This is a genomic window from Micromonospora sp. NBC_01739 (assembly GCF_035920385.1).
GTDB lineage: Bacteria > Actinomycetota > Actinomycetes > Mycobacteriales > Micromonosporaceae > Micromonospora.
On the sequence record NZ_CP109151.1, the window covers coordinates 4872981 to 4891103 of the forward strand.

An 18123-nucleotide genomic window follows, 5' to 3' on the forward strand; every position below is an offset into this window, starting at 1 on the left:
TCCCGGCCCGGCGTGTCGAACAGCTGGACTGCCACGACGAGTCGGGGCAGCGGCGCTGGGCTGGATGCCGCCAGCCGCGATTCCTGTTACCGGTCGTTCTTGAGGGAGTCGATGAACGTACGCCAGCCCTGGGCGTCGAAGGCCAGCACGGGACCGGTCTTGTCCTTGCTGTCCCGAACGGCAACCCCGTTGTGGAGGTCCGCCACTTCGACGCACTGGCCGTTGCTCTGGCTCTTGCTGCTCTTGCGCCACTTCGGCTCCACGGCCGTCCCTCCTTCTGCTACGCCAGACGCCTGGCCACCTCGGCGATCAGCTGACGGGACTTCGTTGAGCTGAGGGCCGAGCTGTGCAGGTGTGTATACGCCAGGGTAACCCTGCGCATGTCCTCGGCACGCTCCAGATACACGTCACCAGCAAAGCTCTCGACGTACGCGACCGGGGTGTGCACGTCCTCCGGAAACTCCAGGATGGCGACCGAGCCGAGCATCCCCGGGTGGGCTCCTTCGCTGTAGGGCAAGACCTGGATGTCGATGTTGTCGCGCTTGCTCATCTCGACCAGGTGAAGGAGTTGCTCCCGCAGCACCTCACGCCCGCCTACCTCTCGGTGGAGTGCACTTTCATCAATGATCGTCCAGAGATTGAGCAGTGGCTCCTCGGTGAGGCACGCCTGTCGCGCCATCCGCACCTGGAGACGCTTCTCTCGCTCGGCTGTCGCCTCAGTCATCCGCTGTTGATCAAAGATGGCTCGGGCGTACCGCTCCGTCTGAAGTAGGCCCGGCACGGCGGCCAGCTCGAAGTTCCGCACCGCCGTCGCGGCGGACTCCAGTCCGATGTAGACGCTGTACGGGTTCGGAAGTTGGCCGAACTTCGCCCACCAGCCGCGCTCCTTGCCTTGTCGTTGGAGATCCAGCGTCGTCTGCCGGATGCGGTCGTCGTCGACCCCGTACCGCGTCAGCATCACGATCACGTCGGCCCGGCTGACGCCGACATCGCCGGATTCGATTTTGTAGACCTTGGACTCCGAGCAGCCGAGCTCTGCCGCGATCTCCTTATGTGACACGCCAGCCGCCTCGCGGAGCCTGTGTAGCTCCCGGCCGAGCTGCCATCGCGCGATCGTCGGGCCACTTGCCCTCGCCACGTCTACCTCCAGCGTCGTGAACACGGCCAGTGTTCTCCTCTCCATCTACGAGATCAAGGATCGCCAGGCGAATCTTCTGGTTCCATGGAAAATTTCCATGGAACTCTAGACCTGCCGGATTCTCTTTGTCACTCTGTGCATGGAAGCCAATACGTCTGGAGGTTCGGATGGCCAAGCATGTGAAGAACCAGGCGCACCTCGGCCTGCTGCGGAAGCTCTGGCCGTTCAGGCGCCGTCGCGCGAGTCCACTCGACCGCTTAGGCCCGGCGACCATCTATCCAGAGCGGGCAGGTGCATATCGCGTCGTGGGCGTGGCACGGGTGACCTACCTGCCGGAGCGGCCGTTGCTGACCCTCGCGGGCGAGTACCGGGCCGGGTACTGGTCATGACGGTGCGGCGGACACCCCAGCCGATCAAGCACTCCTGGTACGTCCTCGAATACCACCGGCATCACCGCTGCCCAAACTGCACGGCAAGCGCCTGGTGTCCGGAGGTTCAACTCGCCCGGACTCGGCTCGCCGCATGGCATCGATACCGGCAGCGGTAGCCGGGCTCAGGCCCGGCGACCTGCTCAGCCCCTATCTACCAGCGTGTCGGCCCACCCCAGCAGCGCGGGTCAGCTACGGATGCGCGGCGGACTCGCAACTCATCCCCACACCCTGACCGGAGGTAGATCACCATGCCAGAGCCACGCAGGCAGGCGAGCCCCATCGACCAGGGGTCGACCCGGCGACTTTCCGCGCCACCCTCGGGCGACGCGCCGCCCCGGGCCTGGGTCGGCGACCTGGTGCACGACGAGGATGCCGCCGAGTCCGGCATCGTCACCGATGTCCTCGACGAAACGATCTGGGTGCTGCGCCCAGAGTTCGGCTACGGGCTGTGGACCTGCGCGGATCCCGGTCGGTTGACCGTCATCACTCCCCGGGCGGAGCGGATCGGCAAGCCCGCACAGGTTGATCATGACGTGGGCATACCCTGTGAAGCCAAGCCTGAGCGACGCCATGGGGACGAGGCACGTGATAACCGGTGAACTGAAAAGCAAGATCGACCGCGTCTGGGATGCCTTCTGGTCGGGCGGCATCTCGAACCCGCTGGAGGTGATCGAACAGATCACCTACCTACTCTTCATCAAGCGGCTGGACGAGATGGAGGAGCGGGCGCTAAAGAAGCGGGAGCGCTTCCCGAATGCCCAGGTCACCCTCCGGTTCGGAGAGGATCAGCAGGATCTTCGCTGGTCCAATTTCAAGGGCCGGGACCCGGAGACGATGTTCAAGATCGTTACTCACCAGGTCTTCCCGTACCTCCAGGCCCTCGGCGGCGACGGATCGACGTACTCACACCACATGCGGGACGCCCGGTTCACCATCCCCAGCCCGGCGCTGCTCGACCGCGTGGTCGACATGCTCGACAAGATCCCGATGGAGGACCGGGACACCAAGGGTGATCTCTACGAGTACATGCTCAGCAAGATCGCCACGGCCGGGCACAACGGTCAGTTCCGGACATCCCGGCACATCATCCAACTCATGGTCGAGATGACGGCCCCGACGCCCGCCGACGAGATCTGCGACCCTGCCTGCGGCACCGCAGGCTTCCTGGTCGAGGCCGGAGAGTACGTCCGACGCACCCACCCGAACGCGCTGCTCGACGCGAAGCAGCGAGAACACTTCCACCAGAGCATGTTCCACGGCTTCGACTTCGACCGCACGATGCTGCGGATCGGCAGCATGAACATGCTGCTACACGGCGTGGAGAGCCCCGACATCCGCTACCGCGACTCGCTGGCCGACAACGTCAGCGGTGAGTCCGAGAAGTATTCGCTGATCCTGGCCAACCCGCCGTTCGCCGGCAGCCTCGACTACGAGAGCACGTCCAAAGACCTCCAGCGGATCGTCAAGACCAAGAAGACCGAACTACTCTTCCTCGCCCTCTTCCTCCGGCTCCTCAAGCCCGGCGGACGGGCGGCCGTCATCGTGCCGGACGGCGTGCTCTTCGGATCGAGCAAGGCGCACAAGGAGCTGCGTCGCATTCTGGTCGAGGATCAGAAACTTGACGGCGTGGTGAAGCTGCCCAGCGGCACCTTCAAGCCCTACTCGGGCGTCTCCACCGCGATCCTGCTCTTCACCAAGACCAACAGCGGCGGCACCGACAACGTCTGGTTCTACGAGGTGACCGGCGACGGCTGGAGCCTGGACGACAAGCGCACACCGCTGCTGCCCGCCGACAAGCTCGGGCCGGTGCCGGACGTGGCGCTGACCGAGGACGAGCACGCGAAGAACAACCTGCCGGACGCCTTGGCGCGATGGTCCCGCCGAAATAGCGACGAGTTGCAGCGAGCGCGGACCAAGCAGAGCTTCTGCGTGCCCAAGGCCGACATCGTCGAACAAGGCTACGACCTCAGCCTCAACTGCTACAAGGAAGTCGTCCACGAGGATATCGAGCACAGGGCACCGCTCGATATCCTGGCCGACCTGGAACGCCTGGAATCTGAGATTCAGCAGGGTATGTCCGACCTGAAGGCGATGCTTCGATGAGGGTTCAGGGCTGGCCAACAACCACCTTGGGCCAGGTGGTGGAATTCTTTGCCGGCAGCAGCCTCCCGGAAGGGGAGCCGTACGGAGGCCAGGACGGAGGATATTTTCTTCTAAAGGTCTCGGACATGAATCTTCCGGGCAATGAAGTCACCATTACGCACGCCAAAGAGTGGAGCACGTCTCCAGGTGCGAGATCCGCCACCTGTCCAGCAGGAAGCATAGTGATTCCAAAGCGAGGCGGAGCAATTGCAACCAACAAAAAACGGTTAATTACTAGACCTTCGGTGCTGGACCCCAACCTGATGGCGGCATGGCCCCACCCCGATGTGGTTGACCTGAGGTTCCTGCATCAGTGGTTCTTGACATTTGATCTCGCGTCGATTGCGAGCGGGAGCTCGATTCCGCAACTGAACAAACGAGACCTTTCCCCGCTACCTTTTCCCCTACCCCCAATCGAAGAGCAGCACAGGATTGCAGAGGTGTTGGATCGGGCGGACGAGCTGCGCGCCAAGCGCCGCGAAGCCCTCGCCCAACTCGACGACTTGGCCTTGGGCATCTTCCTTGAGACGTTTGGTTCGCCCGATACGAATCCGCAGGGCTGGCCGTTGATCAGGCTCGCGGACGTGTTGGCCATTCCCCTTCGGAACGGCATCTCGCCGGCCACTCGCGGTGAGGTCGAGGCGGAGGTACTCACTCTGTCGAGCATCACGGGGCGACGGTTCGACCCTATGGCGAAGAAGACGTCGACCTTCCTCGCGCCACATTCGGCTACCCAGGTCGTACATCCGTCCGATTTTCTCATTTGTCGGGGTAACGGCAACCTCGGCCTTGTCGGTCGAGGTTTCTTTCCCTCGGAAGCGATGCCGGACACAGCCTTCCCAGACACGATTATCGCCGCGAGGGTCGAAAGGGTCTGCTGCACCGATAGGTGACATCTGAGTTGGCTTGCCTTGTTGGCGGGCTGGAAGGATGTCGCTGTGCCCAAGCCCTACCCCCGAGAGTTCCGTGACGACGTCGTGCGGGTTGCTCGTGACCGTGACCCGGGCGTGACGGTGGAGCAGATCGCGAAGGACTTCGGGGTCCATCCGATGACGTTGTTCAAGTGGCTGCGCCAGGCCGACATCGACGAGGGCGTCAAGCCGGGTGTGAGCAGCAGCGATTCGGCCGAGCTGCGGGAGGCCCGTAAGCGGATCAAGCTCCTCGAACAGGAGAACGAGGTCCTGCGCCGGGCGGCGGCCTACTTGTCGCAGGCGAACCTGCCGGGAAAAGGCTCTACCCGCTCGTGAACGAGCTGGCCGCCGACGGGATCCCCGTGGCGGTGACGTGCCGGGTACTGAACATCGCTCGACAGCCCTACTACCGGTGGCTTGCCCGCCCGGTCACCGACGCCGAACTGGCCGAGGCATACCGGGCGGACGCGTTGTTCGACGCCCATCGTGATGACCCGGAGTTCGGCTATCGGTTCCTGGCCGATGAAGCCCGCGCTGCCGGACGACCGATGACCGAGCGCACCGCGTGGAAGATCTGCTCCGGCATGGGCTGGTGGAGCGTGTACAGCCGCAAGCGGCGGCGGGGCAAGGGCGGCAGGCCGGGCCCACCGGTGCACGACGACCTCGTGAAGCGTGACTTCACCGCCAGCGGCCCGAACCAGCTCTGGTTGGCGGACATCACCGAACACCGCACCGGTGAGGGCAAGCTCTACCTGTGCGCGATCAAGGACATGTGGTCGAACCGGATCGTCGGCTACTCCATCGACTCGACAATGAAGTCGCGGCTGGCCGTGACCGCCCTGCACAACGCCGCCGCCCGCCGCGGTGACCTGGCCGGCTGCGTGCTGCACACCGACCGCGGGTCGCAGTTTCGCAGCCGGAAGTTCGTCCGCGCCCTCCACCGCCACCAGATGCTCGGGTCGATGGGCAGAGTCGGCGCCGCCGGCGACAACGCCGCCATGGAATCGTTCTTCGGCCTGCTGCAGAACAACGTCCTCGACCGGCGATCATGGGCCACCCGCGAGCAACTACGGATCGCGATCGTGACCTGGATCGAACGGACCTACCACCGCCGCCGACGCCAACGATCCCTGTCCCGGTTGACCCCCATCGAGTACGAGACCATCATGACCCCACCGGCCAGTCAGGCCGCGTGACTACACCTGTCACCTATCGGTGCAGCAGACCCAAACCCAACTGATACGCCCCGTCTTTCTAGAGCACGTCTGGCGCTCGACTGCTGTCCGGCGGCAGATCGAGTCCTCGGCGCACACCACCAACGGCACCTACAAGGTCAATCAGAAGGGATTGGGAGGCGTCTCGTTCTTCGCGCCGCCGCTGGAACTGCAAGACCAGTTCATGGCCCGGATTGCGACTATTGAGTCACTTCGTGTCAGCCAATCGTCCAGCTTGACCGAGCTCGACGCGCTGTTCGGGTCGTTGCAGGATCGGGCTTTCCGGGGGTTGCTCTGATGTGAGATGATCGGCGGCTGTCCATCGTGGGGGTAGACGTCGATGAGCAACTTTTCGTTTTTGCGGACTGAGTGGCCTGAGCTGCTTGACGAGGCCCTGCGGGCCGAGCGACTTGCTGTCGCCGACCCGCGGGGCTCGTGTTTCTATGCCCGGCGCACGCTGGAACTCGCGCTCGGCTGGCTCTTCGACGCCGATGCGACACTCAACCGGCCGTACCGGAATGATCTTTCCGCGAAGATCCACGAGCCGACGTTGCGCAACCTGGTGGGGCCTGGCATCCAGGCCAAGATGAACATCATCCGTAAGCAGGGAAATCGGGCCGTGCATGAGCGCGCACCGGTGACGGATAAGGATTCGGTGCCGGTCCTGCGGGAGCTGTTTCATGTCACGTACTGGATTGCCCGGCGCTATACCCGCGACCAGGCGCAGGTCCCCGCGAGCGCCGTTGCCTTCGATGCTGGTCTGATTCCCAGGCAGGATTCCGCCCAGGTGCGGACGCAGACCGAGCTGAAGGCGCTCGCCGAGCGGCTCGCCGCCCAGGATGCGGCACTGGCCATCGAACGCGAGAAGTCCGCCACCCTGGACGCCGAGTTGGCGAAGCTGCGGGCCGAGATCGCCGCCGCGAAGGCGGCCAACGAGACCCGCCCCGACGACCACGACTACGACGAGGCGCAGACCCGCGACCTCTTCATCGATCTGCTGCTGAAAGAGGCCGGCTGGCGGCTCGACGGGCCGGACGACCGCGAGTTCGAGGTCACCGGCATGCCCAACGGGTCGGGTACCGGCTTCGTCGACTATGTGCTGTGGGGTGACGACGGCAAGCCGCTCGCGGTGGTCGAGGCCAAGCGTGCCCGCAGGGACGCCACCGTCGGCAAGCAGCAGGCCAAGCTCTACGCCGACTGCCTTCAGCAGCGGTACGGCCAGCGGCCGGTCATCTTCTACACCAACGGTTATGACATCTGGCTCTGGGACGATCTTGCCTATCCGCCCCGCCCGGTGCAGGGCTTCTACACCAAGGATGAGCTGGCGCTCCTGATCGCGCGCCGGAGCATCCGTGAGTCGCTAGCGGCCATGACGATCAAGCAGGAGATCGTCGAGCGGCACTACCAGCACCGGGCGATCCGGAAGATCGGCGAGGCGTTCGAGCGGGACCGGCAGCGGCAGGCCCTCGTGGTGATGGCCACCGGTGCCGGCAAGACGCGTACGGTGATCGCCCTGGTGGACCTGCTGATGCGGGCCAACTGGGTCAAGAACGTGCTCTTCCTCGCCGACCGTAACGCGCTGGTGAAGCAGGCGGTCAACGCGTTCAAGGAGCATTTGCCCAACGCGGTCACGGTCAACCTGGTCGAGGACCGCAACGGCGACGGCCGGGTGTACGTCTCGACGTACCCGACCATGATGGGCCTGATCAACCAGACCGTTAGTGGCGGGCGGCGCTTCGGGCCCGGCTACTTCGACCTGGTCATCATCGACGAGGCGCACCGGTCGGTGTACCAGAAGTACCGGGCGATCTTCTCCTGGTTCGACAGCCTCCTGGTCGGGCTCACCGCCACCCCGCGCAACGAGATCGACCGCAACACCTACAGCCTGTTCCAGCTTGAGGACGGCGTCCCCACCGACCACTACGACCTGGACGAGGCGGTCCGGGAGCGCTACCTCGTGCCGCCGCGCGCATTCAGTGTGGAGACCGACTTCCAGTGGCGCGGTGTCCGCTACGACGATCTGAGCGAGGAGGAGAAGGACGAGTGGGACTCGCTCGACTGGGGTGACGACGGGCCGCCGGACAGCGTCGAGGCGGAAGCGGTCAACCGGTGGCTGTTCAACGCCGAGACCGTGGACAACGTCCTGAAGACGCTGATGACCCACGGTCACAAGGTGGCGGGTGGAGATCGGATCGGCAAGACGATCATCTTCGCCCGGAACCAGCATCACGCCGACTTCATCCAGCAGCGATTCGACCTGGCGTACCCGACGCACGCCGGGCACCGGGCCCGGGTCATCACCTACAAGATCGAGTACGCGCAGAAGCTCATCGAAGACTTCTCGGAGTCGGAGAAGGATCCGCACATCGCGATCTCGGTGGACATGCTGGACACCGGCATCGACGTGCCTGAGGTCGTCAACCTGGTCTTCTGCAAGCCCGTACGGTCGAAGTCGAAGTTTCTCCAGATGATCGGCCGGGGCACCCGGCTCTGTCCGGACCTCTACGGCCCGGGGCAGCACAAGCAGGACTTTCTCGTCTTCGACTTCTGCCGGAACTTCGAGTATTTCAACCAGAACCCGCAGCAGGCGGAGCGGAAGCTGGGTGAGTCGCTGACCGAGCGGCTGTTCAAGGCCCAGCTTGACCTGATCTACCGCCTCGACCAGCGGCTTCCCACCGGCACCGGCCCGGAACAGGCCGCTGACGGGACGCAGAGCGAGGCGGGCCTGCGCTGGGACCTGGCCCGCGACCTGCACGGTCGGGTGGAGACCATCCACCTCGACAACTTCGCCGTACGCCCCAAGCGGAAGCTGGTGGAGCACTACCTCGACTTCACGCGCTGGCACCGGCTCAGTCGGGAGACCGTGGACGAGATCGGCGGCAATCTCGCCGGGCTGCCCACCGCCAAGCTGGACGAGGACGAGGCGGCCAAGCGGTTCGACCTGCTGGTGCTGCGCCTTCAGCTCGGTCAGTTCGAGGTCGTACCCGACTACGAGAAGCTGCGCCAGCAGGTGCAGACCATCGCCGCTACGCTGCTGGAAAAGACCAGCATCCCGATGGTCCGGGAGCAGCAGCGCCTCCTCGACGAGGTGGCCGGGGACGAGTGGTGGCAGGACGTGACCCTGCCGATGCTGGAGTTGATGCGCCGCCGCCTGCGCGGGCTGGTCGGGCTGATCGAACGGGCCAAGCGGGCCATCGTCTACACCGACTTCAGCGACGAGTTGGGAGAGATCTCGATCGTCTCGCTGGGCAACAGCAGTGTCGGCACCAACTTCGAGCGGTTCCAGGCCAAGGCCCGCATGTACCTGCGCGCCCACGAGGACCACCTCGCGTTGCAGAAGCTGCGCCGCAACAAGCAACTGACCGCAGGCGACCTGGACGAGTTGGAACGCATGCTCGTGGCCAGCGGTGGTGGTGCTGCGGAGATCGAGCAGGCTCGGCAGTCGGCCAACGGGCTCGGGCTCTTCGTCCGCTCACTGGTCGGGCTCGACCGGGAGGCGGCCAACGAGGCGTTCAGCGAGTTCCTCGACGGCCGTACCCTCACCGCGAACCAGATCGCCTTCATCAAGCTGATCATCGATCACCTGATGCAGAACGGCGTGATGAATCCCGAGCGGCTCTACGAATCCCCGTTCAGCGACATCGCGCCGGACCCGGAAGCGCTCTTCCCGTCCGCTGACGTGGATCGCCTGGTCACGATCATCAACTCCGTACGCGACACCGCCACCGCTGTGAGTGCGGTGGCCTAGCTTGATGATCGGCTCCGTTGCGCCGGAATTGCGGTATCCCGGCGGCTTGGATACCGCAACTTCGCCGTAACGGAGCCGATCACCCGGAGATCACGCCCAGCGGACCAGGCCGGCCGGCGGTACGGCACGATGGGGTCATGAGTGCACGCGTACGGGCGCCGGAGCTGCGGGGTCGGGGTTGGCTGAACACCGGTGGGCGGGAACTGACCCTCACCGACCTTCGAGGCAAGATCGTAATTGCCGACTTCTGGACCTTCTGCTGCATCAACTGCCTGCACGTACTGGACGAACTGCGCCCGCTTGAGGAGAAGTACGCGGACGTCCTCGTCGTGATCGGGGTGCACTCGCCAAAGTTCGAGCACGAGAAGGACCCGGACGCCCTGGCCGCCGCCGTCGAGCGGTACGGGGTGCACCATCCCGTACTCGATGATCCTGACCTGGACATGTGGCAGCAGTATGCGGCCCGCGCCTGGCCGACCCTCGCGGTGATCGATCCTGAGGGTTACGTGGTGGCCACGATGGCCGGCGAGGGCCACGCCGAAGGGTTGGCCCGGCTGATCGACGACCTGATCGCCACCCACGAGGCCAAGGGCACCCTGCACCGGGGCGACGGCCCGTACGTCTCCCCGGCGGAACCGCAGACCACCCTGCGCTTCCCCGGCAAGCTGGTGGTGGGCCCGGAGGGCAACCTGCTGGTGTCGGACTCGGCCCGGCACCGGGTGGTCGAGCTGGCCCCGGACGGGGAGACCCTGCTGCGCACGATCGGCACCGGCAGCCGAGGTCGGGTCGACGGTACGGCCGAGGTCGCCACCTTCTCCGAGCCACAGGGGCTGTGCCTGCTCCCGGAACACGCGGCCGAGGTCGCCGGATACGACCTGGTGGTGGCCGACACGGTCAACCACCTGCTGCGCGGCGTACGCCTGAGTAGCGGTGAGGTGACCACCGTGGCCGGCACCGGGCGCCAGTGGCGTTCCACGGTCGACGACCACGCCCACGACGCCCTCTCCATCGACCTCTCCTCCCCCTGGGACCTGGCCTGGTACGACGACAAGGTCATCATCGCCATGGCCGGCATCCACCAGCTGTGGTGGTTCGATCCGATCAAGCGAACCGCCGGGATGTACGCCGGCACGACCGTGGAGGCGCTGCGGGACGGCCCGCTGGAGCAGGCGTGGCTGGCTCAGCCCTCCGGGTTGGCCGTCTCCGCCGACGGCGCCCGGCTCTGGGTGGCCGACAGCGAGACCAGTGCCCTGCGGTACGTCGAGGACGGCGTCATGGGTACGGCGGTCGGCCAGGGCCTGTTCGACTTCGGCCATGTGGACGGGCCGGCCAAGCAGGCGCTGCTCCAGCATCCGCTGGGGGTCTGCGCACTGCCGGACGGCTCGGTGCTGATCGCCGACACCTACAACGGGGCGGTACGGCGCTACGACCCGGCGACCGAGCAGGTCTTCACCGTGGCCGGCGACCTGGCCGAGCCGAGCGACCTGGTGCTCACCCCGGAGGGTGCGGTGCTGGTGGTGGAGTCCGCCGGGCATCGGATCACCCGGCTGGCCCCGGGTGCCCTCTCCGCAGCGGGTGCCAGCACAGTCCAGGGTCCTCAGCTTCGCACCGAACGGAAGCCGACTCTGCTGGCGGCCGGGGAGGTGACGCTGGACGTGATCTTCACTCCGGCGCCGGGTCAGAAGCTGGACGAGACCTACGGCCCCTCCACCCGGCTGGTGGTTTCCGCCTCCCCGCCGGAGCTGCTGGTGGAGGGGGCCGGCACCGACACCGCGCTGTCCCGGCGTCTGGTGCTTTCCGACTCGGTGACCGAGGGGGTGTTGCAGGTGACCGCCCAGGCGGCCACCTGCGACGCCGATGTGGAGCACGCAGCCTGCCACCTGACCCGGCAGGACTGGGGCGTTCCGGTACGGGTGGCCGCCGAGGCCGCGACCCGTCTCCCCCTGGTGCTCCGTGGCCTGGACACCGCGACGAGTGGTTAAGAGGGGACCCCTCATCTACCGCAGGCGTTAATAAGGTGCCCTTCCTTTCGCCTCAGGTGAAGGGGGTGGGGGTGGTCTTGGCGTCGACGAGGGCCGCGCGGACCAGTTCCGCGGCGGTCACCGCGCCGGGGCTGTCGCCGTGCAGGCAGATCGAGTCGACGACGCAGGGAACCACGCTGCCGTCCGTGGCGACCACGGTGCCTTCGGTGGCCATCCGGACGGCCCGTCGGGCCACCTCGTGCGGGTCGGCTACCAGGGCCTGCGGCGAGGTACGCGGCACCAGTTGACCGGTGGGCAGGTAGTTGCGGTCGGCGAACCCCTCGGCCACCACCCGCAGCCCCGCCCCCTGGGCCAGTTGGGCCAGCACCGAACCCGGCAGGCAGAGCACGGGCAGTTCGGGGTCGTAGTCGTTGACCGCGGCGACCACGGCCGCCGCCTGGGTCTCGTCCCGGGCCGCCGCGTGGTAGAGCGCGCCGTGCGGCTTGAGGTAGCGGACCCGGGTGCGGTACGGGCGGCAGAAGGCGTCCAGGGCCCCTAGTTGGTAGAGGATCTCGTCACGCAGCTCCGCGAACTCGTAGGCGATGTGCCGACGGCCGAATCCGGCCAGGTCGCGGTAGCCGACCTGGGCGCCGATGGCTACCTGGCGCTGGGCTGCGGCGGCGCAGACCCGACGCATCGTCATCGGATCCCCGGCGTGGAAACCGCAGGCGACATTCGCCGAGGTGACCAGGTCCAGCAGTGCCTCGTCGTCGCCGAGCTGCCAGACACCGAAGCCTTCACCGAGATCAGCGTTGAGGTCCATGGAATCTGACCGTAGTCCCTGGTCGGGCCTGGGCGAGGGGGGTCACCTCGTCCACCACGGCGATGACGGGATATCCACCCGTGGTGGGATGGTCAGCGAGGAAGATCAACGGTTGGCCGTCCGCCGGCACCTGGACCGCACCGAGGACGATTCCCTCGCTGGGCAGTTCCCCGGACACCGCCCGGATCAGCGGTGCGCCGGTCAGTCGGACCCCCACCCGGTTGCTCACCGGACTCACCGTGTACGCCGAGCCGTACAGCCGGTCCAGGGCGACCGGGTCGAACCAGTCGTGTCGCGGGCCGGGTCGGGCGGTGAGGTGCAGTTCCGTGGGAAGTGGCACCGGCAGGGTCAGGTCTACCGGGGCGGGTGGGCTGATCGGGAGACCCAGGGGCAGCCGGTCTCCGTCGCGCAGGGGTGCCGGTCCGAGTCCGGCCAGGGTGTCGGTGGCCCGGCTGCCCAGCACCGGGTCCACGGCGATGCCGCCGGCCACCGCCAGCCAGCAGCGCAGACCCCGTCGGGCCGGGCCGATCCGCAGCACCGCCCCGGCGGGTACGGCCAGGGGGCGACCGGTGTCGCCGGGCCGCTCGCCCACCCGCACCTCGACCTCGGCCCCCACGACGGCGACCGTGGTGGCCCGGGTGGGGCGCAGCGCGCAGCCGGTCATGGTGATCTCCAGCCCGGCCGCCGCCTCCGGGTTGCCGACCAGCCGGTTGGCCAGCCGCAACGCCTCCGGATCGAGGGCGCCGGACCGGGGGACCCCCAGGTGCGCCCAGCCGGGCCGGCCCAGATCCTGCACGGTGGTCAGGGCACCGGCGGTCAGCACCTCCAGCTCGATCATGTCGGCACCAGGCGCACCCGGGCCCCGGGAGTGAGCCGGGACGGCGGGTCGGCGCGCACATCGAACAGGGACACCGTGGTGCGCCCCACCAGCAGCCATCCGCCGGGCGAGGCGGTGGGATAGATCCCGGCGTACGGGCCGGCCAGGGCCACCGAACCGGCCGGCACCCGGGGTCGGGGCGTGGCCAGCCGGGGCACGGCCAGTTCGGGGGGAAGCCCGGTCAGGTAGCCGAATCCGGGTGCGAAGCCGCAGAACGCCACCCGGAACTCGGTCCGGCTCAGGCGGCGCACCACGGAGGGCACCTCGGTGTCCCAGTGTGCGGCGACCCGGGGCAGGTCCGGCCCGTCGTAGGTCACCGGTATCTCGACCAGTTCGGCCTCGGCTGCCGTGGCGACCTCCGACGCCGGGGTCCAGGTGCTGATGTCAGCGGCCGTGGCGGCCGGGTCCGGTATCCCGTCGAGCAGCACGGTGGTGGCCGCCGGGACGATCTCGGTGGCCACCAGTTCACCCTGTTCCCGGCGGCGCCACAGCTCGGCTAGCCACCGCTGCACCAGGGCGGGATCCACCGAGCCGGTGGAGTCGCTCCCGGTGGGGGGTGCGGTGAAGTCGAGGAGCAGGGCGTGCCTGCCCACCGGTCTGATCCGCATCCCGCCATCTTCGCCGACCGCAGGCCCGCCGACGGTCTCGACCTGTCAGCAGGAGGCGTGACCGGTCGCACTACCCGAAGGTAACCTACGGTGCCGTAACCTGATTGTCGTGACCACCTCAGCACCGTCCCGGCTCCGGCCGGTCGACATCGGGAAACCCCGGATGCGCGGCTGGCTGCACACGTACGCGTTCTTCGTCGCCGTGGTCTGTGGCATCGTGCTCTGCTCGATCGCCGCGGCCAGACCCGGCTGGACACCCCTGATCAGCTGCGCCGTCTACAGCCTCACCGTCTGCGGCCTCTTCGGCACCAGCGCGCTGTACCACCGTCGAGTGTGGTCCAAGCGCGGCTTTGCGGTGATGCGCCGGATGGACCATTCGATGATCTTCCTGTTCATCGCCGGCACCTACACACCGTTCTGTCTGCTGCTGCTCGACAACCGCGCCACCGTGACCATGCTGGCGGTGGTCTGGAGCGGCGCGCTGGCCGGAGTGGCCCTCAAGATGGTCTGGCCGCACGTCTCGCGGTGGGTCTCCGCTCCGCTCTACCTGGCCCTGGGCTGGGTGGCGGTGGCGATCCTGCCGGACATCCTGCACCAGGGCGGGGTCACCGCGCTGGTGCTGCTCAGCGTCGGCGGGCTGATCTACACCGTGGGGGCCGTCTTCTACGCCCTGCGCAGGCCGAACCCGTGGCCCACGGTCTTCGGGCATCACGAGTTCTTCCACGCCTGCACCCTGGTGGCGGCGATCTGCCACCACATCGCCATCTACTTCGCCCTCTTCGCCTGACCGGGTACGCCGAGGGGGGTTGGCGGGCGAGCCCACCAACCCCCCTCGGGTACCTGGATCAGACCGTGGGACCGGGCCGACGCACCTCGCGGTACTCCTGCACCACCCGGTCCTCCTGGACCGGGACGACCCGGTCGGCGACCACCCGCTCCTGACGGACCGGGGCGACCACGGCCCGGCGGCGCGAGTTCCAGAAGTAGAGCGTCACGAGCAGGCCGGCAACCCCGGTGAGCATCAGCACCCAGCCGACGACGCTGAGGTTGAGCCAGCCGAGATCCGCCTCCACGGCGAACGCGAAGATCGCGCCGAGCGCGATCAGGAAGATACTGCCACCGATGCCCATCTCTCGTCTCCTCGGCTATCGAAGCTGGCATTCCACTTCGCCGCGGCCATCGATGAGGTTGCGGCACGCCTGACTTACCCCGACACGGAGATCGCCAATCGGGCAAGCTGGGGGCATGAGGGACGCCCCGGGGCAGGAACACACTCTGGTGCTGCTACGACATGCCGAGGCGGAACCGCCCACGGAGGGTGGGCGGGACGCGCAGCGCCCGCTGTCCGCCCGGGGACGGGCCGACGCCGCCGCGGCCGGGGCCTGGCTGGCCCGGCACGGGCTGCTGCCGGAGGTGGTGCTCTGCTCGGCGGCGCTGCGGACCCGGCAGACCTGGCAGGGGGTGCAGACGGGCCTGACCGGGTCGCCCTCGGAGGGCGGCCCGACCGGCCCGGTGCCGGCGGTCCGCTACGAACCGGAGGCGTACGAGGCACACCCGCTGGACCTGCTGAGGCTGGTACGCGGAGTCGATCCAGGGGCCGCCACGGTGCTGCTGATCGCCCACAACCCGGGCATCTCCCTGCTGTCGGGGTTGCTGGACCCGTACGGCGCCGATCCGGACGGGCTGCGCACCAGTGACCTGGTGGTGCACCGCACCACCCTGCCCTGGACGGACCTGGCACCGGGTACGACCGCGATCAGCGCCCGGCACACCGCCCGAGGCTGAGCACGAAAGCGCTGAGTCAGCGGGCCGGATGGTCGGCTCCGCTGACTCAGCGCCTCGGTCACCTCAGCTCGGTGGCGCGGTGGGTGGCGGCGGATCGGGAGGTGGCGGCATCATCGCGGTCGGATGAGACAGCCGGTTCTCCTCCACGATCAGCGTCCTGGCCCGCTTGCGGCGGTCCTGCCAGAACCAGAGTGTGGTGAGCAGGACGCCCAGGCCGGCCAGGATGAACACCCACCCGACCGCGCGCAGGTCGATCCACCAGACGTTTGCCCGAATGGCGAAGGTCAGGATCGCACCGATGGCGATCAGGAAGATCCCACTACCAATGCCCATGTGCGCGGCACTCCCTCGTGCGGTTGCTCTGGGCGTACTTGACTGGCCCGCGTCGGTTACCCGTCCGGACCGGGGTTACCCGCGCCGCGCCGGGCGAACACCCCCGCCCACCCGGGGGACGAATCAGACGAACGGTATGGGGTGACCGGGTCCGGTGCCGAAGGGGCGAACGGACCGGTACGGGAACGCCGACGGCCGGCGGGCAGTACGCCCACCGGCCGTCCGAGCCGTCACCCGCAGGTCAGAAGATCTCCTCCGGGAGGTCCATGATGTCCAGGTCGGTGCCCTCGATGATCCGCCGGTCGGCACCGATGCGCGGCAGCACCTCCCGGGAGAAGAACCGGGCGGCGGCCACCTTGCCGGTGTAGAACGCCTTGTCCGCCGCCGAGACCTCCCCGGCCAGCGCCTTCAGCGCCACGTCCGCCTGCTTCTGGAGCAGCCAGCCGACCACCAGGTCGCCGATCGCCAGCAGGAACCGCCGGCTGGCCAGCCCGACCTTGTAGAGGGCGCGGGTGTCGCCACCCTGCGCCTCGCCCAGCCAGCCGGTCAGCACGCCGAGGATGGTCTGGATCTCGGCGAGTGCCTTGCCGAGCGCCTGGCGCTCCTGCTTGAGCTGGCCGTTGCCGCCCTCGGTGGTGATGAACTCCTGGATCTCGGCGGCCACCGCCATCAGGGCCTTGCCGTTGTCCCGGACGATCTTCCGGAAGATCAGGTCGAGGCTCTGGATCGCCGTGGTGCCCTCGTACAGGGTGTCGATCTTGGCGTCCCGGACGTACTGCTCCAGGGGGTAGTCCTGGAGGAAGCCGGAGCCACCGAAGGTCTGCAGGGACTCGTGCCCGAGCAGCTCGTACGCCCGCTCCGAGCCGACCCCCTTGACCAGGGGCAGCAGCAGGTCGTTGACCCGCTTGGCCAGCTTGGTGGCCTTCTCGTCACCGGCCGCCTCGGCGATGGCGACCTTGTCCTGCCAGGAGGCGGTGTAGCAGACCAGGGCCCGCAGACCCTCGGCGTACGACTTCTGCAGCAGCAGCGAGCGGCGTACGTCGGGGTGGTGGGTGATGGTGACCCGGGGGGCGGTCTTGTCGGTCGACTGGAGCAGGTCGGCGCCCTGCACCCGGTTCTTGGCGTACTCCAGGGCGTTCAGGTAGCCGGTGGAGAGGGTGGCGATCGCCTTGGTGCCGACCAGCATCCGGGCGTACTCGATGATCATGAACATCTGCCGGATGCCGTCGTGCTTGTCACCCATCAGCCAACCCTTGGCGGGCACCCCGTGCTCGCCGAAGGTCAGCTCGCAGGTGTTGGAGACCTTCAGGCCCATCTTGTGCTCGACGTTGGTGGCGTAGACGCCGTTGCGCTCGCCCAGCTCGCCGGTCTCCTCGTCGAAGTGGTACTTCGGCACGACGAACAGCGACAGGCCCTTGGTGCCGGGGCCACCCACACCCTCCACGCCGACCGGGCGGGCCAGCACGTAGTGGACGATGTTGTCGCTAAGGTCGTGCTCACCGGAGGTGATGAAGCGCTTCACGCCCTCGATGTGCCAGGTGCCGTCCGGCTGCGGGATGGCCCGGGCCCGGCCGGCGCCCACGTCCGAGCCGGCGTCCGGCTCGGTGAGCACCATGGTGGAGCCCCACTGCTTGTCTACGAAGAGCTTGGCCCACTTCTTCTGCCGCTCGGTGCCCTCGACCCGCAGTACGTGGGCGAAGGACGGGCCGGAGGCGTACATCCAGATCGGGGCGTTCGAGCCGAGCACCAGCTCGGCGAGGGCCCACCACAGCATCCGGGGGGCGTTGCTGCCGTCCAGCTCCGCGGGGAGGTCCAGCCGCCAGAACTCGGAGTCCATGAACGCCTGGTACGACTTCTTGAACGACTCCGGCAGCGGCACGGTGTGGGTGGCCGGGTCGAAGACCGGCGGGTTGCGGTCGCTGTCGGTGTAGCTGGCGGCCAGATCCTCACGGGCCAGGCGGTCCATCTCGGCTAGGAAGGTGCGCGCCGTGTCGACGTCGAGTTCGGTGTACGGCTCCTGGCCGAACGCCCGGTCCGCCCCGAACACCTCGAACAGGTTGAACTCGAGGTCCCGAAGGTTGCTCTTGTAGTGGGTCATGCCGCTGGCCCCGCTTCCGGACAGGTGTTACCGATCAGTAACCCCGACTGTATT

General features: G+C 67.5%; 18 protein-coding genes. 10 read left to right on the forward strand and 8 right to left on the reverse strand.

Annotated elements, in window-relative coordinates:
• Window positions 1-86: 86 nt before the first annotated feature.
• Window positions 87-263, reverse strand: a complete 177-nt coding sequence (locus tag OIE53_RS22075; RefSeq protein ID WP_327023421.1) for a DUF397 domain-containing protein — start codon at window positions 261-263, stop codon at window positions 87-89.
• 17 nt (window positions 264-280) lie between these two features.
• Complete coding sequence (locus OIE53_RS22080; RefSeq protein WP_327023422.1) at window positions 281-1162, reverse strand: helix-turn-helix domain-containing protein; 882 nt, start codon at window positions 1160-1162, stop codon at window positions 281-283.
• 143 nt (window positions 1163-1305) lie between these two features.
• Here OIE53_RS22080 and OIE53_RS22085 point away from each other — a divergent pair, with 143 nt between their 5' ends.
• The 8 genes from OIE53_RS22085 to OIE53_RS22120 all read left to right on the forward strand — a co-directional run bounded on the left by OIE53_RS22085 (window position 1306) and on the right by OIE53_RS22120 (window position 11566).
• A complete protein-coding gene (locus OIE53_RS22085; protein WP_327023423.1) occupies window positions 1306-1527 on the forward strand; it encodes a hypothetical protein in 222 nt (73 codons plus the stop codon).
• A 398-nt stretch (window positions 1528-1925) separates the two neighbouring features.
• Entirely contained in the window at window positions 1926-2168 is a 243-nt protein-coding gene (locus tag OIE53_RS22090; protein ID WP_327023424.1) for a hypothetical protein, read from the forward strand.
• Entirely contained in the window at window positions 2098-3672 is a 1575-nt protein-coding gene (locus tag OIE53_RS22095) for a type I restriction-modification system subunit M (protein WP_327027327.1), read from the forward strand. Before OIE53_RS22090 ends, OIE53_RS22095 begins: the two co-directional genes overlap by 71 nt.
• A 35-nt stretch (window positions 3673-3707) precedes the next feature.
• Window positions 3708-4604 carry a restriction endonuclease subunit S gene (locus tag OIE53_RS22100; RefSeq protein ID WP_327023425.1) on the forward strand — a complete coding sequence of 299 codons (897 nt, stop codon included), beginning with the start codon at window positions 3708-3710 and terminating at the stop codon, window positions 4602-4604.
• A 45-nt stretch (window positions 4605-4649) separates the two neighbouring features.
• Window positions 4650-5818, forward strand: a protein-coding gene (locus OIE53_RS22105) for an IS3 family transposase (protein WP_327022543.1) whose coding sequence is annotated in 2 segments (ribosomal slippage) — window positions 4650-4934 and window positions 4937-5818 — 1167 coding nt in all. Because the reading frame shifts where the segments join, the coding sequence is not laid out codon by codon here.
• Window positions 5819-5837: 19 nt separating this feature from the next.
• Window positions 5838-6134, forward strand: coding sequence for a hypothetical protein (locus OIE53_RS22110; RefSeq protein WP_327023426.1), 297 nt, complete (start codon window positions 5838-5840; stop codon window positions 6132-6134).
• Window positions 6135-6194: 60 nt separating this feature from the next.
• Entirely contained in the window at window positions 6195-9584 is a 3390-nt protein-coding gene (locus OIE53_RS22115; protein ID WP_327023427.1) for a DEAD/DEAH box helicase family protein, read from the forward strand.
• Between the two features lie 137 nt (window positions 9585-9721).
• Window positions 9722-11566 carry an NHL domain-containing thioredoxin family protein gene (locus OIE53_RS22120; RefSeq protein WP_327023428.1) on the forward strand — a complete coding sequence of 615 codons (1845 nt, stop codon included), beginning with the start codon at window positions 9722-9724 and terminating at the stop codon, window positions 11564-11566.
• A 52-nt stretch (window positions 11567-11618) separates the two neighbouring features.
• Here the strand turns inward: OIE53_RS22120 and OIE53_RS22125 are convergent, their stop codons facing one another.
• The 3 genes from OIE53_RS22125 to OIE53_RS22135 are packed head-to-tail and all read right to left on the reverse strand — an operon-like array spanning window position 11619 to window position 13853.
• Window positions 11619-12368, reverse strand: coding sequence for a LamB/YcsF family protein (locus tag OIE53_RS22125; RefSeq protein WP_327023429.1), 750 nt, complete (start codon window positions 12366-12368; stop codon window positions 11619-11621).
• Complete coding sequence (locus OIE53_RS22130; protein WP_327023430.1) at window positions 12352-13206, reverse strand: biotin-dependent carboxyltransferase family protein; 855 nt, start codon at window positions 13204-13206, stop codon at window positions 12352-12354. Before OIE53_RS22130 ends, OIE53_RS22125 begins: the two co-directional genes overlap by 17 nt.
• Complete coding sequence (locus tag OIE53_RS22135) at window positions 13203-13853, reverse strand: 5-oxoprolinase subunit B family protein (protein WP_327023431.1); 651 nt, start codon at window positions 13851-13853, stop codon at window positions 13203-13205. Before OIE53_RS22135 ends, OIE53_RS22130 begins: the two co-directional genes overlap by 4 nt.
• A gap of 109 nt (window positions 13854-13962) precedes the next feature.
• Here OIE53_RS22135 and trhA point away from each other — a divergent pair, with 109 nt between their 5' ends.
• A complete protein-coding gene (gene trhA / locus OIE53_RS22140) occupies window positions 13963-14640 on the forward strand; it encodes a PAQR family membrane homeostasis protein TrhA (RefSeq protein ID WP_327023432.1) in 678 nt (225 codons plus the stop codon).
• Between the two features lie 58 nt (window positions 14641-14698).
• On the opposite strand, the gene OIE53_RS22145 is transcribed toward trhA, so the two are convergent.
• Window positions 14699-14983 (reverse strand): DUF6458 family protein, encoded by a 285-nt coding sequence (locus OIE53_RS22145; RefSeq protein WP_327023433.1) that lies wholly within the window; start codon window positions 14981-14983, stop codon window positions 14699-14701.
• Window positions 14984-15098: 115 nt separating this feature from the next.
• On the opposite strand from OIE53_RS22145, the gene OIE53_RS22150 reads away from it, so the two are divergent.
• Window positions 15099-15638, forward strand: a complete 540-nt coding sequence (locus OIE53_RS22150; RefSeq protein WP_327023434.1) for a SixA phosphatase family protein — start codon at window positions 15099-15101, stop codon at window positions 15636-15638.
• Window positions 15639-15701: 63 nt separating this feature from the next.
• On the opposite strand, the gene OIE53_RS22155 is transcribed toward OIE53_RS22150, so the two are convergent.
• Together OIE53_RS22155 and OIE53_RS22160 are read right to left on the reverse strand one after the other, a co-directional pair.
• A complete protein-coding gene (locus OIE53_RS22155) occupies window positions 15702-15971 on the reverse strand; it encodes a DUF6458 family protein (protein WP_250792029.1) in 270 nt (89 codons plus the stop codon).
• Window positions 15972-16212: 241 nt separating this feature from the next.
• Window positions 16213-18069, reverse strand: a complete 1857-nt coding sequence (locus OIE53_RS22160) for an acyl-CoA dehydrogenase (RefSeq protein ID WP_327023435.1) — start codon at window positions 18067-18069, stop codon at window positions 16213-16215.
• Window positions 18070-18123: the final 54 nt, after the last annotated feature.